At 39.5% G+C, this 15,503-nt stretch carries 13 protein-coding genes and 1 pseudogene; all 14 read left to right on the top strand.

Going from position 1 to position 15,503, the window contains the following annotated elements; translation table 11 throughout:
* Nucleotides 1-25 precede the first annotated feature (25 nt).
* A complete protein-coding gene (mutM, locus tag SNAG_RS06030) occupies nucleotides 26-850 on the top strand; it encodes a DNA-formamidopyrimidine glycosylase (protein ID WP_096407524.1) in 825 nt (274 codons plus the stop codon).
* A complete protein-coding gene (coaE, locus tag SNAG_RS06025; RefSeq protein WP_096407520.1) occupies nucleotides 850-1,455 on the top strand; it encodes a dephospho-CoA kinase in 606 nt (201 codons plus the stop codon). The genes mutM and coaE overlap by 1 nt, the downstream gene beginning before the upstream one ends.
* Nucleotides 1,442-2,650 carry a multidrug efflux MFS transporter gene (locus SNAG_RS06020; RefSeq protein ID WP_096407518.1) on the top strand — a complete coding sequence of 403 codons (1,209 nt, stop codon included), beginning with the start codon at nucleotides 1,442-1,444 and terminating at the stop codon, nucleotides 2,648-2,650. The genes coaE and SNAG_RS06020 overlap by 14 nt, the downstream gene beginning before the upstream one ends.
* The gene (rpmG, locus tag SNAG_RS06015; RefSeq protein ID WP_007519517.1) at nucleotides 2,641-2,790 is read left to right on the top strand and encodes a 50S ribosomal protein L33; all 150 of its coding nucleotides are present in this window, start codon (nucleotides 2,641-2,643) and stop codon (nucleotides 2,788-2,790) included. Before SNAG_RS06020 ends, rpmG begins: the two co-directional genes overlap by 10 nt.
* Nucleotides 2,791-2,829: 39 nt before the next feature.
* Nucleotides 2,830-3,063 (top strand): preprotein translocase subunit SecG, encoded by a 234-nt coding sequence (gene secG / locus SNAG_RS06010; protein ID WP_000282517.1) that lies wholly within the window; start codon nucleotides 2,830-2,832, stop codon nucleotides 3,061-3,063.
* 95 nt (nucleotides 3,064-3,158) lie between these two features.
* Nucleotides 3,159-5,513 carry a ribonuclease R gene (rnr, locus tag SNAG_RS06005; protein WP_096407515.1) on the top strand — a complete coding sequence of 785 codons (2,355 nt, stop codon included), beginning with the start codon at nucleotides 3,159-3,161 and terminating at the stop codon, nucleotides 5,511-5,513.
* Entirely contained in the window at nucleotides 5,476-5,943 is a 468-nt protein-coding gene (gene smpB / locus SNAG_RS06000; protein ID WP_001051743.1) for an SsrA-binding protein SmpB, read from the top strand. Before rnr ends, smpB begins: the two co-directional genes overlap by 38 nt.
* 14 nt (nucleotides 5,944-5,957) lie before the next feature.
* Entirely contained in the window at nucleotides 5,958-6,818 is an 861-nt protein-coding gene (gene tehB / locus SNAG_RS05995; RefSeq protein WP_096407513.1) for an SAM-dependent methyltransferase TehB, read from the top strand.
* 113 nt (nucleotides 6,819-6,931) lie between these two features.
* Nucleotides 6,932-7,222: pseudogene (locus tag SNAG_RS09910) on the top strand (IS30 family transposase); the annotation flags it as partial.
* 193 nt (nucleotides 7,223-7,415) lie between these two features.
* Nucleotides 7,416-11,837, top strand: coding sequence for a G5 domain-containing protein (locus SNAG_RS05985; protein ID WP_096407510.1), 4,422 nt, complete (start codon nucleotides 7,416-7,418; stop codon nucleotides 11,835-11,837).
* Between the two features lie 230 nt (nucleotides 11,838-12,067).
* Nucleotides 12,068-12,256 carry a type II toxin-antitoxin system HicA family toxin gene (locus SNAG_RS05980; protein ID WP_096407508.1) on the top strand — a complete coding sequence of 63 codons (189 nt, stop codon included), beginning with the start codon at nucleotides 12,068-12,070 and terminating at the stop codon, nucleotides 12,254-12,256.
* A 26-nt stretch (nucleotides 12,257-12,282) separates the two neighbouring features.
* Entirely contained in the window at nucleotides 12,283-12,660 is a 378-nt protein-coding gene (locus SNAG_RS05975; RefSeq protein WP_096407505.1) for a type II toxin-antitoxin system HicB family antitoxin, read from the top strand.
* Nucleotides 12,661-12,725: 65 nt separating this feature from the next.
* On the top strand, nucleotides 12,726-13,682 hold the full coding sequence (locus tag SNAG_RS05970; protein ID WP_096407503.1) for a competence protein CoiA: 957 nt from the start codon (nucleotides 12,726-12,728) through the stop codon (nucleotides 13,680-13,682).
* A gap of 18 nt (nucleotides 13,683-13,700) precedes the next feature.
* Entirely contained in the window at nucleotides 13,701-15,503 is a 1,803-nt protein-coding gene (gene pepF / locus SNAG_RS05965; protein WP_096407500.1) for an oligoendopeptidase F, read from the top strand.

Below are 15,503 nucleotides of genomic sequence, written 5' to 3'. Positions count from 1 at the left end.
TCTTGTTTTTACAGAAGGAGGGACTATGCCTGAATTACCTGAGGTTGAAACGGTTCGTCGTGGCTTAGAAAAATTGATTTTGGGAAAGAAGATTTCTAATATAGAGATTGCTTATCCTAAGATGATCAAGACAGATTTGGATGAGTTTCAAAAGGAAGTGCCTGGTCAAGTTGTTGTGTCAATGGGACGTCGTGGAAAATATTTGCTTTTTTACCTAACAGACAAGGTCTTGATTTCCCATTTGCGGATGGAGGGCAAGTATTTTTACTATCCAGACCAGGTTCCTGAACGCAAGCACGCCCATGTTTTCTTTCATTTTGAGGATGGTGGCACTCTTGTATATGAGGACGTACGCAAGTTTGGTACTATGGAACTGCTGGCACCCGACCTATTGGATGCCTACTTTATTTCTAAGAAACTAGGTCCTGAGCCAAGAGAACAGGACTTTGATTTGCAGGTCTTTCAAGCTACCTTAGCCAAGTCTAAAAAGCCTGTAAAATCCCACCTCCTAGACCAGACCTTGGTCGCTGGTCTTGGAAATATCTATGTGGATGAGGTTCTCTGGCGAGCTCAGGTTCATCCAGCTAGATCTTCCCAGACTTTGACAGCAGAGGAAACGAAAGCAATTCATGACCAGACCATTGCTGTTTTGGGTCAGGCTGTTGAAAAAGGGGGTTCAACTATTCGAACCTATACCAATGCCTTTGGGGAAGATGGAACCATGCAGGATTTTCATCAGGTCTATGATAAGACTGGTCAAGCATGTTCACGCTGTGGCACCATCATTGAGAAATTCCATCTCGGTGGACGAGGAACTCATTTTTGTCCTCAGTGTCAAAGGAGGGACTGATGGGGAAAATCATTGGAATCACAGGAGGAATTGCCTCTGGTAAATCAACTGTGACAAATTTTTTGAGACAGAAAGGTTTTCAAGTGGTGGATGCCGACGCAGTCGTCCATGATCTACAAAAACCTGGGGGCCACCTTTATCAGGTCTTAGTCCAGCACTTTGGACAGAAAATCATCTTAGAAAATGGAGAACTCAATCGCCCTCTTCTGGCTAGTCTCATCTTTTCAAATCCTGAAGAACGAGAATGGTCTAAGCAAACCCAAGGGGAGATTATTCGTGAGGAACTGGCAGCATTGCGTGACCAGTTAGCTCAGACAGAAGCGATTTTTTTCATGGATATTCCCCTGCTTTTTGAACAGGACTACAGTGCCTGGTTTGATGAAACGTGGCTGATCTATGTGGACTATGATATCCAATTAGAACGTTTCATGAAACGGGATCATCTTTCTAAGGAAGTTGCCAAGTCCCGTCTTTCCGCCCAGTGGTCTTTAGCAGAAAAGAGAAAATTGGCGAGTCGTATACTAGATAACAATGGCAGTCGTGATCAGCTTGTAAGTCAAGTAGTCAAGTTACTTGAAGGAGGCGATAGCTGTGCAAGAGATTAGTTGGAAAGAGAATCTTCGTGTCGCCTGGTTTGGTAGTTTTCTAACTGGGGCCAGTATATCCTTAGTCGTCCCTTTTATGCCTATCTTTGTAGAGCAGTTGGGAATTGAAAGCGACCAAGTTGCTTTTTATGCTGGATTAGCCATTTCTGTTTCTGCTGTTTCCGCAGCTTTAGTTTCTCCCATCTGGGGCATTCTTGCTGACAAGTACGGTCGAAAACCCATGATGATTCGAGCAGGCCTTGCCATGACCCTTACTATGGGAGGTTTGGCCTTTGTTCCGAATATCTATTGGTTAATCTTTCTTAGATTACTAAATGGTGTATTTACAGGTTTCGTACCAAATGCGACGGCTTTAATAGCCAGTCAAGTTCCTAAGGATAAGTCTGGCTATGCTTTGGGGACTTTATCAACGGGAGTAGTAGCTGGAACTCTAACGGGCCCCTTTGTTGGGGGCCTGGTTGCTGAAATTTTTGGTATTCGAAATGTTTTTCTGTTGATTGGTGGCTTCTTGTTTTTAGCTGCACTCTTAACCATTTTCTTTATCAAGGAGGATTTTCAGCCAATAGCTAAGGAGAAAGCAATACCAACAAAAGAATTGCTCGGTTCAATCAAGCACTCTCATCTTTTGATTAGTTTATTTTTGACTACCTTTGTCATACAATTTTCAGCTCAATCGATTGGACCCATTCTGGCTCTCTATGTGCGGGACTTAGGGCAGAACGAAAATCTCCTCTTCGTCTCAGGCTTGATTGTATCTAGTATGGGATTTTCTAGTATGATGAGCGCTGGAGTGATGGGAAAGCTTGGTGATAAGCTAGGGAATCATCGACTTCTGATTCTGGCTCAGATGTATTCAGTCATCATCTATATTCTGTGTGCCAGTGCGACTAGTCCCCTTGAACTCGGTTTGTATCGTTTTCTCTTTGGTTTAGGAACGGGCGCTCTGATACCAGGTATCAATGCCTTGCTTAGTAAAATGACTCCCAAAGCTGGCATTTCAAGGATTTTTGCCTTTAACCAAGTCTTTTTCTACCTTGGAGGTGTTGTTGGCCCTATGACTGGTTCAGCAGTCGCGGGGCAATATGGCTACCACTCTGTTTTTTATGCGACGGCTGCCTGTGTGGCTTTCAGCTGTTTATGTAACTTAGTTCAATTTAGATCATTATTAAAAGTAAAGGAAATCTCGTGCGAGTAAAAATTAATCTCAAATGCTCCTCTTGTGGTAGCATGAATTATCTAACTAGTAAGAACTCAAAAACCCATCCAGACAAGATTGAAGTTCTAAAATATTGTCCAAAGGAAAGAAAAGTGACTTTACATCTTGAATCTAAGTAGAATTTATGGTAAAATAATAGGGATTTTAAGGAGTTTGATATGTATAACCTATTATTAACCATTTTATTAGTATTATCTGTTGTGATTGTGATTGCGATTTTCATGCAACCGACCAAGAACCAATCCAGCAATGTATTTGATGCCAGCTCAGGTGATTTGTTTGAACGTAGTAAAGCGCGTGGTTTTGAAGCTGTGATGCAACGTTTGACAGGTATTTTAGTCTTTTTCTGGCTAGCCATTGCCTTAGCATTGACGGTATTATCAAGTAGATAAGAAATGGGCGAGACTAGGTCTTTGCCTATTTTTATTTTTAATGACACTTATAAAATTATCACTCAAAAAAAAATATAAAAATCTAGAAAGAAAACATGAAAGATAAAATTAAAGAATATTTGCAAGAGAAGGGGCGAGTGACGGTAAATGACCTAGCTCAGGCTCTCGGAAAGGATGGATCCAAGGATTTCCGTGAGTTGATTAAAACCCTGTCTCTCATGGAAAGAAAGCACCAGATTCGTTTTGAAGATGATGGTAGTTTATGTCTGGACCAAAAGAAGAAACATGAAATTACCCTCAAAGGGATTTTTCATGCCCATAAAAATGGTTTTGGTTTTGTTAGTCTAGAAGGCGAAGAGGACGACCTTTTTGTAGGAAAAAACGATGTCAACTATGCCATTGATGGCGATACCGTTGAGGTGGTCATCAAAAAAGTTGCTGATCGTAACAAGGGAACAGCTGCCGAAGCTAAGATTATCGATATCCTAGAACACAGTTTGACAACCGTTGTCGGGCAAATCGTTCTGGATCAGGAAAAACCCAAGTATGCGGGCTACATCCGTTCAAAAAATCAGAAAATCAGCCAACCAATCTATGTTAAGAAACCAGCCCTCAAACTTGAAGGGACAGAGGTTCTCAAGGTCTTTATCGACAAATACCCAAGTAGAAAACACGATTTCTTTGTCGCTAGTGTACTGGATGTAGTTGGACACTCGACAGATGCTGGGATTGATGTCTTGGAAGTTTTAGAGTCTATGGATATTGTCTCTGAATTTCCAGAGGCTGTTCTCAAGGAGGCAGAAAGTGTACCAGATACTCCGTCTCAAAAGGATATGGAAGGGCGTCTTGATTTAAGAGATGAGCTTACCTTTACCATTGACGGAGCGGATGCCAAGGACTTGGACGATGCAGTTCACATCAAGCCTTTGAAAAATGGCAATATGGAACTCGGAGTTCACATCGCGGATGTTTCCTACTATGTGACTGAGGGCTCTGCCCTTGACAAGGAAGCCCTTAACCGCGCAACTTCTGTCTATGTAACAGACCGAGTGGTTCCAATGCTTCCAAAGCGTTTGTCAAATGGCATCTGCTCTCTCAATCCACAAGTTGACCGCCTGACCCAGTCTGCCATTATGGAAATTGATAAACATGGTTGTGTAGTCAACTACACCATTACCCAAACGGTTATCAAGACTAGTTTTCGTATGACCTATAGCGCTGTCAATGACATCCTAGCTGGCGATGAGGAAAAGAGACAGGAGTTTAAGAAAATTGTTCCTAGTATCGAATTAATGGCCAAGCTTCATGAAAGGCTAGAAAGCATGCGTGAGAAACGTGGTGCCCTTAATTTTGATACCAGCGAAGCAAAGATTTTGGTGGATAAAAAAGGCAAGCCTGTGGATATTGTCCTCCGTCAACGTGGCGTTGCTGAACGGATGATCGAGTCCTTTATGCTGATTGCAAACGAAACAGTTGCAGAGCACTTTAGCAAGCTGGACCTCCCTTTCATTTATCGGATTCACGAGGAGCCCAAGGCTGAAAAGGTGCAAAAGTTTATTGATTACGCTTCGAGCTTTGGATTGCGAATTTATGGAACTGCTAGCGAAATTAGTCAGGAGGCCCTTCAAGATATCATGCGTGCGGTTGAGGGAGAACCCTATGCGGATGTATTATCCATGATGCTTCTCCGTTCCATGCAACAGGCTCGCTATTCAGAGCACAATCATGGTCACTATGGTCTTGCTGCTAACTATTACACTCATTTCACCAGTCCGATTCGCCGTTATCCAGACCTCCTTGTCCACCGTATGATTCGGGACTATGGTCGTTCCAAGGAAATAGCAGAGCATTTTGAACAAGTGATTCCAGAGATTGCAACCCAGTCTTCCAACCGTGAACGTCGTGCCATCGAGGCAGAGCGTGAAGTAGAAGCCATGAAAAAGGCTGAATACATGGAAGAATACGTGGGTGAAGAGTACGACGCAGTTGTATCCAGCATCGTCAAGTTCGGTCTCTTTGTTGAATTGCCAAATACAGTTGAAGGCTTGATTCACATCACTAACCTACCTGAATTTTATCATTTCAATGAGCGTGATTTGACACTCCGTGGAGAGAAATCGGGTACAACTTTCCGTGTGGGACAGCAGATTCGCATTCGAGTTGAAAGAGCCGATAAGATGACAGGAGAGATTGATTTCTCTTTCGTACCTAGTGAGTTTGATGTCATTGAAAAAGGCTTGAAACAAGCTGGTCGCAGAGACAGGGGTCGTGGTTCAAGTCGTCGTTCAGACAAGAAGGAAGACAAGAGAAAATCAGGACGCTCAAATGATAAGCAAAAGCATTCACAAAAAGATAGAAAGAAAAAAGGCAAGAAACCTTTTTACAAGGAAGTAGCTAAGAAAGGAGCCAAGCATGGCAAAGGGCGAGGGAAAGGTCGTCGCACAAAATAAAAAGGCGCACCACGACTATACAATCGTAGATACGCTAGAGGCAGGAATGGTCCTGACAGGAACGGAGATCAAGAGCGTTCGAGCTGCTCGAATCAATCTCAAGGACGGCTTTGCCCAAGTAAAAAATGGAGAAGTCTGGCTGAGCAATGTTCATATCGCTCCTTACGAAGAGGGCAATATCTGGAATCAGGAACCAGAACGCCGTCGCAAACTCCTGCTCCATAAGAAGCAAATTCAAAAATTGGAACAAGAGACCAAAGGGACAGGAATGACCCTTGTACCCCTCAAAGTCTATCTCAAAGATGGATACGCTAAGCTCCTTTTAGGACTTGCCAAAGGGAAACATGACTATGACAAACGGGAGTCGATCAAGCGACGTGAACAAAACCGCGACATCGCGCGTGTGATGAAAGCTGTGAACCAGAGATAAGAAGAGGAATAATAATGGAAAAACTAATTGCCTATAAACGGATGCCCTTGTGGAATAAACAGACCATGCCTGAAGCTGTTCAGCAAAAGCACAATACTAAAGTCGGCACTTGGGGAAAAATTACTGTCTTGAAGGGGGCACTCAAGTTTATTGAATTAACCGAAGATGGTGAGGTTCTAGCTGAGCACCTCTTTGAGGCAGGTGCAGACAACCCTATGGCGCAACCGCAAGCTTGGCACCGAGTAGAGGCGGCAACAGACGATGTAGAATGGTACTTGGAATTTTATTGTAAACCTGAGGATTATTTCCCTAAGAAATACCAGACCAATCCAGTCCATTCAGAGGTCCTAGAGGCCATGCAGACGGTGAAACCAGGAAGAGCCTTGGATTTGGGTTGTGGTCAAGGCCGTAACTCTCTCTTTCTTGCACAGAATGGTTTTGATGTGACAGCTGTGGATCAAAATGAATTGTCCCTTGAAATCTTGCAAAGCATCGTAGAGCAAGAGGATCTAGACATGCCTGTAGGACTTTATGATATCAATTCAGCCAGCATTAGCCGAGACTATGATTTCATAGTATCGACAGTTGTTCTCATGTTTCTTCAAGCGGACCGTATTCCAGCTATTATCCAAAATATGCAGCAACACACCACGGTCGGTGGCTATAACCTTATCGTCTGTGCCATGGATACAGAGGATTATCCTTGCTCAGTCAACTTCCCATTCACTTTTAAAGAAGGGGAGTTGGCGGACTACTACAAGGATTGGGAGTTGGTCAAGTACAATGAAAATCCAGGACATCTGCACCGTCGTGATGAAAATGGCAATCGCATTCAACTACGCTTTGCGACCATGTTAGCCAAAAAAGTAAAATAAACATACATGAAGGTCGGGAAAAAAGAAGGGGAATCAAATAGAAAAATTGCTTCTTTACTTGGAAAAGAGCTCTTTAAACTGTCCATACTGAAATCAAACGTGAGACAGTCTTATTGATTTCAAATAAAAGCGCTGATTCTGTCAATCAGGCTCTAAAATTCATCTTAAAACAGCATTAAATTCTTTCCATCACGACAGATAATTGAACAGGATTCAACCACTTGTCTGATGTGTTTTCTAAGAAACATATCTACTATGCATATCCCTGTTCCTCTTTGGAAAGAAGAACTAATGACAATCACAACAGGCTCATTCATAGATGGTTACATAAATGAACTAAGAAAACGACTCCCAAAGAAGTCGCTTTCATTGAAAATTGGAATAACAACTATCCTAAAAAATGATTGTACTACAAGTCGCTCAGAGAAATTCTTCTTGCTGTCTAACTTGAACTGAACAATTTGATTTGTTCTTAATTTGCTAACGAAAAATGAAAGCGCTTGACAAAATAGTTGTATTGGTTGTAAAATATGAATGATGTGAGAATTTTTGTTTTAAATATACGGAACTGGAATATCGATATAAAAGGAGATAAATATGAAACAAAAAGATAAGTTAAATGTATATGAACGCAGAAGAAGGTTTAGTCTCAGAAAAGTTTCAGGCATTGGGGCAGTGTCTGCAGTTATTGGGATTATTGGCTTTTCTTCACTTCCTCTTGAAACAGCTTCAGCTACTGAAACAGATATTACAGTAAACTATAAATATGCTACTATGGATGAGCTAACAGAAATAGAGAAAAAACTTATTGTAAACGAGTTACCAAAGGATCTTGTAGATGGTTCAGATTTGTTTGTTATCTATCGTAGAGATACTACAAATAATATTTTACCAGATACTGGAAGTAATGCATTGTCCTTGGCTTCTATTATTGGAACAGGTCTACTGTTGGTTGCTTATATCATAAAAAAATCTGGTAACTCAGATAAGAAGATTGTCAAGAGTATTTTGTCAATCTCTTTGGTTGGAGGAGCTTTGACGGTAACAACTGTATCTGCTTTGACTGTTGCTACTTTATCTAACTATAACCATACCGAAATGATAACAGTAGGTACAACTCTCCCAGATGGTAAAGTGAATATTTCTGGATATCGGTTTGTAGGTTACATTGATGGAAAAGATCTAGATATGAATCCAACTACACCTGCAACTTCACTTCCAGCAAAGGAAAATAAAATTCAGGATACTATTGTTCCAACGGATAATCCTGGGAAAGATGCTATTGATGATGGTAGTAGTGGTAAAGTGGAGCCTATTAAACCAATAATGCCACCAAAAGAAGATGAACCAGTTAAGCCTGTAGACCCTAAAGTTATTGATAAAATTATTAAAGTGGATGATTCTGGGAAAACTTTAGAAGATGTCACTGGTTATATAAAAGTTAGCACGAGTCAACCTGTTGAAACACGAGAAGTTCAGAATGGTCAGCCAGTTATAATTCGAACTGTAACTGAAGTTTACAAGAAAGATACTGTATATGAAGAAAAAACAACTGCTGACATTCTTAAGGGAACAAATGTTGTCATCCCATCTACATTAGTGGAAATATTGTCTGAGGAAGTTGTGGAAGATGAGACGCCAGCTAAAACTACCCCAACCCCTGCTAAACAAACAGTTGAAAAAAATTCAGAAATTGAAAATCTAGGAACAGCACCTTCAACAGAATCATCAGTAAGAGAGGATAAAAAAGAAGAAATTCCAGCTCCAGTTGAGACTTCAAGCTCTAGCTTGGAAACTATTGCAGAGTCCACAATAGTTAAAGCCAAAAAAGTTATTCGTACTATACGCTCTACAGAAGACATTCCGTTTGAAGTGGTTGTTAAGAAGGATAGCTCTTTAGCTGAAGGTGAGACTAAGGTAGAAACAGAAGGGAAACTTGGGAAGAAAGTTTCTACTAAAAAGATTACCCTAGTGGATAATGTAGAAACTGTACAGGAAACAATCTCAGAAACAAGAGAAGAACCTCAAAATAAAGTTCTTCTGATTGGAACGAAGAAAATAGGAACTCAACCAAACATTAGTGAAGTAGCACCAAGTGCGAACTCAGCTGAGAATCTTGCTACTGATTCCAAAGCTACAACACAAAAAATTCCTAACTCAAGTTACTATACAGTCGAGGTTACTGAATCTGAAAATAAAACAGTCGTCACTGACCGTGAAAAAGTTCGTGAGTTAGTAAAAAATAGAACACCGTTTCTAAATCTTGCTTCACCAGATGAAGGAAAGTTGCTTCAGATCAAGACGATAGAAGTCTATGATAATACAATGCTTGAAGGTCAGCGACAATTACGAGATATTCAAGCTAGTTATGTGACGGTAAATGTTAAGAAAAAACGGGTTCTAAGTAACAAAGAACAACAAACGGAATTAGTAATTAGCAAAGATATACCATTAATTACTAAAGTTTATCATATAGGTACCCCCAAAAATGGGTTGTCTAGGAAAGATGTAGTTGTTTCAGGACACGCATACGATAGTAACAATAATGCACTTGAAGAAAAATCTATATCAGTTTATAAAGATAATAAATTAATTACTGAAGTTAATACTGATTTTGATGGCTATATGTTTGCTCATTTAATCTCTAATCAATCTTATACTTTAAAATCTAAAGACTTCGAAGCTAAAGTCACTGCTCTATCTTATGGTGATCCGATAATTGAAAATATAAAGGGACGTTTTGAATTAGGAAGAAAATATTCAGATGATATGGTGGACTATCATCTAAAAGGCAAGGTAATTTACGTTAATGACGGTCAATATCAGAGCGAAAGTGACGATGGGAAAAAATTAGTACTGTCTAAAGAAATTAATGCCAGAGCAGGTGATATTCTTGTGGTCCCACCATCTAAGATTTATGAGACTTCAAAAGCTATCAAAATCAAATCAATTAGCACTATTAATAATCAATCAGTTATTGAATATAGTGTTCCATCATTGTACGAGGTTGTACAAAATATCAACACAAAAGCTTGGTCATCTAATATTAGTAGTGCTACTTTTATTCCAGCTAAAGGAGTCACTGTAAAAAAAGAATCAAATACAGATACAAGTCTATTTAGAAGTGTCTCTCTTGAAGGATCTTTTTCATCATCAGTCTCATTGTCTGGTAAGAGAAATGATGATAAAAGCATCAAAGGAACGCTATCATTTAATATTGAAGGTAAGGTTTGGTCAGAGGCTGTTGATTTAAATTTCTGGACTCCTAAACTAGATTTTATGAATTTTGATATCAATAATGAATTGAGTTTTACCACAGAAGGTTCTTTAGAATTTAGTGCATCAGAAGAAATAGAGATTCCATTGGGAGAATTGATTTTACCTACACCGGTTACGGGAGTGACAGTACATATCCCTATAAGTCTTAAAACAACTGTTGAAGGGAGTTTAACTGTTTCGGTATCAAGTACATATTCAATTCAAAATTCAATAAAGTTACAAAATTGGGTTCCTGAATTTAAGCGTGCTGTCCATCATACAATGAAAGTGGGAGAAGTAAAAGCTAAAGCTACAGTCCAAAGTGGTCCAGAAATAAAAGTAAAACCCAAAATATTAGGAATAGATACAGTTTCTATTTCTGCTAATGCAGGGTTAGGAATAGAATCTTCGTATTCGAGAACAAGCCTTTCAGTGGAGGATAAGAAAGATCTAATTACTGGAAAAAATGATAAACTTATTACATCAACTATTTCTATAAATGATAAAAAAATTTCCATCGAAGAGTTTGGTTATCTAACCTTAAAGGCTGAATTAGAAATTTTGAAGCAAGCTAAAACTCTGGGATTTAATCTCGAAGGATTCAAGGAATTAAATTATGAATTAACCTTATTTGATGGTAAATTAATATATAAAAAATATGAGCTTGATTTAGGAAATGATTATAAGGTTGAACTAGTTCGCAATCCAGAAGAATTATTTGAAAAACTAACTAAACCATTCATCTTTACTAGTGGTGCCGGAGGATGGTACACAGGAATGTCCATTTCCAAAGATGGTAGTGTCAAAGGAACTTTCCTTGATATGAATCGTGGAGTTACTGGTTCAACTTATCCAAATGGTCAAATGTATCTTTCTAAATTTACAGGTAAATTTAAAAATCTAGTTAAAGTTAATGACTATGAATACAAGATGACTTTAGCTGATTTGGACTATCCTAAGGCGGGAGAAACAAAGATTGTTAATGGTGTGAAAATTGATACAACTGAACCTTATGGAATAGCAAATGCGAAATCTCCTGGAAAAGAATTTATTCTTTATTTACCAGGTCGTCCAGTTAAAGATTTACCAAAAGAAGTTGGTGACTGGATTTATGATTTCAAAAAACGAATGCCGGAGAAGTTAACAAGAGCTGTAATTTTTAATAAAGATAAAGGTTGGGCATTTGTAGAAAGTAATGAGCCGATAAGTAAAGTGCCTGTTGATGATGAACTTGCTATTAAAGAAATTATTTACAATGGTCATGTTTATCAATTTTCTAAACTGGTAAAATCTAAAGCTGTTATGAACGCTGACTCTTTGTATGTGCGCCAGTTTAACCCAGGTGAATTAATAGATTATTACAATACATATAAAGGGGATAAAACCTATCAACTGGAAGATGTTATTAAGGCTTTACACGCGCCTGCTAAAAAAGTAAGTGTACCTTTGAAGGATTATACTGAGAAACAATGGCGTAAATTGGCTAATGATAAAAAATTTCCGATAGAATGGTTTTATTCACAGGCAGACAAAGCTTTCTATGAAGTTGCCAAAGGTGGGCGAGGAGGATATGCTTCTCCGCTACATATTGAACCAAGTAACAAATGGGTAGTTTCTGATAATGGCATTGAAGTAAAAACTTATCTTAATGATGGGGTTGCTACACCTTATCAGAAATACCTATTGAAGAAAAATAATAAGAAGTATGATGGTGGAATAAATAAAACGCCATACTATATTTCTAAGGTTACCAGATTATAAGTCTCTTTTCTATCATTTGTCAAATCTATCAAGGCTTTAAAAAATAATGAGATAAGACAGTAACTATTCAAGGTTACTGTCTTATTTTGACACTTGTTTTAATATAAAAAATAGCTCTTTGTCAACTGTAGTGAGTTGAAGAAAATTCATACTTTTCCGAATAGATAAGGTAGAAGGATTTACATATATACGCATTATAAGTATAATTTAAATTAGAAAGGTGACTATAAATGCCCATTATAGGTAAGGAAATGGTAAAATTAGCTCTTGCAAATGGATGGATTGAAGTACGTAAGAGAGAAAGTCATCATCATTTTAAGAAAGAAGGGATCCCCTATCTTGTCACTATTTCAGTTCATGGTAATGAGGATCTAGGAAAAGGTTTAGAGAGAAAAATATTAAAAGATTTGGGCTTGTAGTAGATTTGGAACAGTGGAGGTGTGTTATGCTAAAATCTTATCCTACTATTTTTCATAGGGAAGGCAAAGGATATTGGGATGAATTCCCTGAATTTGGAGGCGGGACAGAGGGGGCAACTATTGAACTTGCCATGAAAAATGCTCATGAAATGCTTGAAAGTGTGTTAGCTTCTTATATTGACGAAGGACTGGCTTTGCCTGCTCCTAGTGACATTGCTAAGTTGAAAGCCCCTGATGGATTTGTAACTTTGATTCAAGTAAATCCATTGCCTTTTGTGAAAAATAATAAGGCGATTCGAAAGAATGTCACGGTTTCAAAGTGGTTGGTCAGATTGGCAGATCGTGAAAAAGTGAACTATTCTGAAGTATTGACGCAGGCTTTAGAAAGTCGCTTGCAGCTTTAACCGAAAAGGCTGGAATTCCAGTCTTTTTTAGTTTTTTTCGAATAAATGAGAAAAGGAGGTAGACCATGTTTGTAGCCAGAGATGCCAAGGGAAATTTGGTGAATGCTCTCGAAAAAGATGTTACCAAGCAAGCTTATACTTGTCCAGCCTGTGGGGGCAGACTACGATTACGCCAAGGACAGAGTATTCGGACGCATTTTGCCCATGAAAGGTTAAGGGATTGCATGGCTATTTTCGAGAATGAAAGTCCAGAACACATGGGCAACAAAGAGGCCCTTTATCACTGGGCCAAGAAGGACAATCAGGTCGCCTTAGAATATAGTCTGCCCGAGATTCAGCAGATAGCAGATGTTCTCGTCAATGAGAAACTAGCTCTGGAGGTTCAGTGCAGTCCCTTGTCTCAAAAGCTTTTAGGCGACAGAAGTCAAGGCTACCGTAGTCAGGGCTACAAAGTTATTTGGCTACTGGGAGAAAAACTCTGGTTAAAGGAGCGATTAACACAACTGCAAAGGGGATTTCTCTATTTTAGTCAAAATATGGGTTTCTATGTTTGGGAACTAGATTTCAAAAAACAAGTTTTGAGACTCAAATATCTTTTGCATCAGGACCTACGTGGCAAGCTTCATTTTCAGGTCAAAGAATTTCCCTATGGTCAAGGAAATCTCTTGGAAATCCTACGATTTCCTTATCAAAAACAAAAACTACCTCGTTTTGCAGTTGTGCAAGATTCCACTATCTGTCACTACATTCGCCAGCAGTTGTACTACCAAACGTCCTACTGGATGAAGAAGCAGGAGGAAGCTTATTATCAAAGAGACAATCTATTAAACCATCAACTGGACGACTGGTATCCCCAGGTCAGACCGATAGAGTCAGGTGATTTTTTGCAGATTGAAACGGATTTGACTAGCTATTATAGAAATTTTCAGGCTTACTATCAAAAAAATCCGAAAAATAATCGCCAAAAGCTCTATCCACCAGCCTTTTATCACTTATATTTCTCAAAAAATGTGGTAAAATAGAAAGGATGGAGGAATCTTATGGTATTACAACGACATGAAATAAATGAAAAAGATACATGGGATCTTTCAACAATCTACCCAACAGATCAAGCTTGGGAAGAAGCCTTGAAAGACTTAACTGAAAAAGTACAAACAGCAGCCCAGTATGAGGGGCATCTCTTGGACAGAGCAGACAGTTTGCTTGAGATTACAGAATTCTCACTTGACTTGGAACGCCAAGTTGAAAAACTTTATGTCTATGCACATATGAAAAATGACCAAGACACGCGTGAAGCCAAGTATCAGGAGTACTATGCTAAGGCTATGACCTTATACAGTCAGTTAGAACAAGCCTTTTCATTCTATGAACCTGAGTTTATGGAGATTAGTGAGGAGCAGTATGCGGCCTTCCTAGAAGCTCAACCAAAACTCCAAGTTTATAAGCACTTTTTTGACAAGCTCTTGCAAAAGAAAGACCATGTTCTTTCGCAACGTGAAGAAGAATTGCTTGCTGGAGCAGGAGAAATCTTTGGCGCTGCTAGTGAAACCTTTGCTATTTTGGATAATGCGGATATTAGCTTCCCATACGTTCTTGATGACGAAGGCAATGAAGTACAACTCTCACACGGTACTTACATCCGTTTGATGGAGTCTAAAAACCGTGAAGTGCGTCGTGGTGCCTATGAAGCCCTTTATGCGACATACGAGCAATTCCAACACACTTATGCTAAGACTTTGCAGACAAATGTTAAAGTGCAAAACTACCGCGCAAAAGTTCGCAACTATAAGAGTGCTCGCCATGCAGCCCTCGCAGCAAACTTTGTTCCAGAAAGTGTCTATGACAATCTAGTAGCAGCAGTTCGCAAGCATTTGCCACTCTTGCATCGTTACCTTGAACTTCGTTCTAAAATCTTGGGGATTTCTGATCTCAAGATGTACGATGTCTACACACCGCTATCTTCAGTAGAATACAGCTTTACTTATGAGGAAGCCTTGAAAAAGGCAGAAGAAGCCTTGGCGGTCTTGGGTGACGATTACTTGAGTCGAGTCAAACGTGCCTTTAGCGAGCGTTGGATTGATGTCTATGAAAACCAAGGCAAGCGTTCTGGTGCCTACTCTGGTGGTTCTTATGATACCAATGCCTTCATGCTCCTCAACTGGCAGGACAATCTAGACAATCTCTTTACCCTTGTACACGAAACAGGTCACAGTATGCACTCTAGCTATACTCGTGAAACTCAGCCTTACGTTTACGGAGATTATTCTATCTTCTTGGCTGAGATTGCCTCAACGACCAACGAAAACATCTTGACGGAGAAATTGTTAGAAGAAGTAGAAGACGATGCGACACGCTTTGCAATCCTCAATAACTTCTTGGACGGTTTCCGTGGAACAGTCTTCCGTCAAACTCAATTCGCTGAGTTTGAACATGCTATCCATCAAGCAGATCAAAATGGAGAAGTCTTGACAAGTGATTTCCTTAATAAACTCTACGCTGACTTGAATCAAGAGTACTATGGACTCAGCAAGGAAGATAATCCTCAGATCCAATACGAGTGGGCGCGCATTCCACACTTCTACTATAACTACTATGTTTATCAGTATTCAACAGGTTTTGCAGCCGCTTCAGCCTTAGCTGAGAAGATTGTCCATGGTAGTCAAGAAGATCGTGACCGCTATATCGACTACCTCAAGGCAGGTAAATCAGACTATCCACTCAATGTCATGAGAAAAGCGGGTGTTGATATGGAGAAAGAAGACTACCTCAACGATGCCTTTGCAGTCTTTGAACGTCGCTTGAACGAGTTTGAAGCCCTTGTTGAAAAATTGGGACTAGCTTAA

This window comes from Streptococcus sp. NPS 308 (assembly GCF_002355895.1).
In the GTDB taxonomy this organism is placed as follows: domain Bacteria; phylum Bacillota; class Bacilli; order Lactobacillales; family Streptococcaceae; genus Streptococcus.
Note: the sequence above shows the minus strand (reverse complement) of the source record. Positions and strands in the feature narration are given on the sequence as shown.

Excerpts from the sequence above, each read along its gene's own strand:
- rnr (WP_096407515.1), top strand. The coding sequence starts at position 3,159 with ATGAAAGATAAAATTAAAGAATATTTGCAAGAGAAGGGGCGAGTGACG.
- SNAG_RS05975 (WP_096407505.1), top strand. The coding sequence starts at position 12,283 with ATGCTAAAATCTTATCCTACTATTTTTCATAGGGAAGGCAAAGGATAT.
- SNAG_RS05970 (WP_096407503.1), top strand. The coding sequence starts at position 12,726 with ATGTTTGTAGCCAGAGATGCCAAGGGAAATTTGGTGAATGCTCTCGAA.
- SNAG_RS05980 (WP_096407508.1), top strand. The coding sequence starts at position 12,068 with ATGCCCATTATAGGTAAGGAAATGGTAAAATTAGCTCTTGCAAATGGA.
- secG (WP_000282517.1), top strand. The coding sequence starts at position 2,830 with ATGTATAACCTATTATTAACCATTTTATTAGTATTATCTGTTGTGATT.
- SNAG_RS05985 (WP_096407510.1), top strand. The coding sequence starts at position 7,416 with ATGAAACAAAAAGATAAGTTAAATGTATATGAACGCAGAAGAAGGTTT.
- pepF (WP_096407500.1), top strand. The coding sequence starts at position 13,701 with ATGGTATTACAACGACATGAAATAAATGAAAAAGATACATGGGATCTT.
- coaE (WP_096407520.1), top strand. The coding sequence starts at position 850 with ATGGGGAAAATCATTGGAATCACAGGAGGAATTGCCTCTGGTAAATCA.
- smpB (WP_001051743.1), top strand. The coding sequence starts at position 5,476 with ATGGCAAAGGGCGAGGGAAAGGTCGTCGCACAAAATAAAAAGGCGCAC.
- mutM (WP_096407524.1), top strand. The coding sequence starts at position 26 with ATGCCTGAATTACCTGAGGTTGAAACGGTTCGTCGTGGCTTAGAAAAA.
- tehB (WP_096407513.1), top strand. The coding sequence starts at position 5,958 with ATGGAAAAACTAATTGCCTATAAACGGATGCCCTTGTGGAATAAACAG.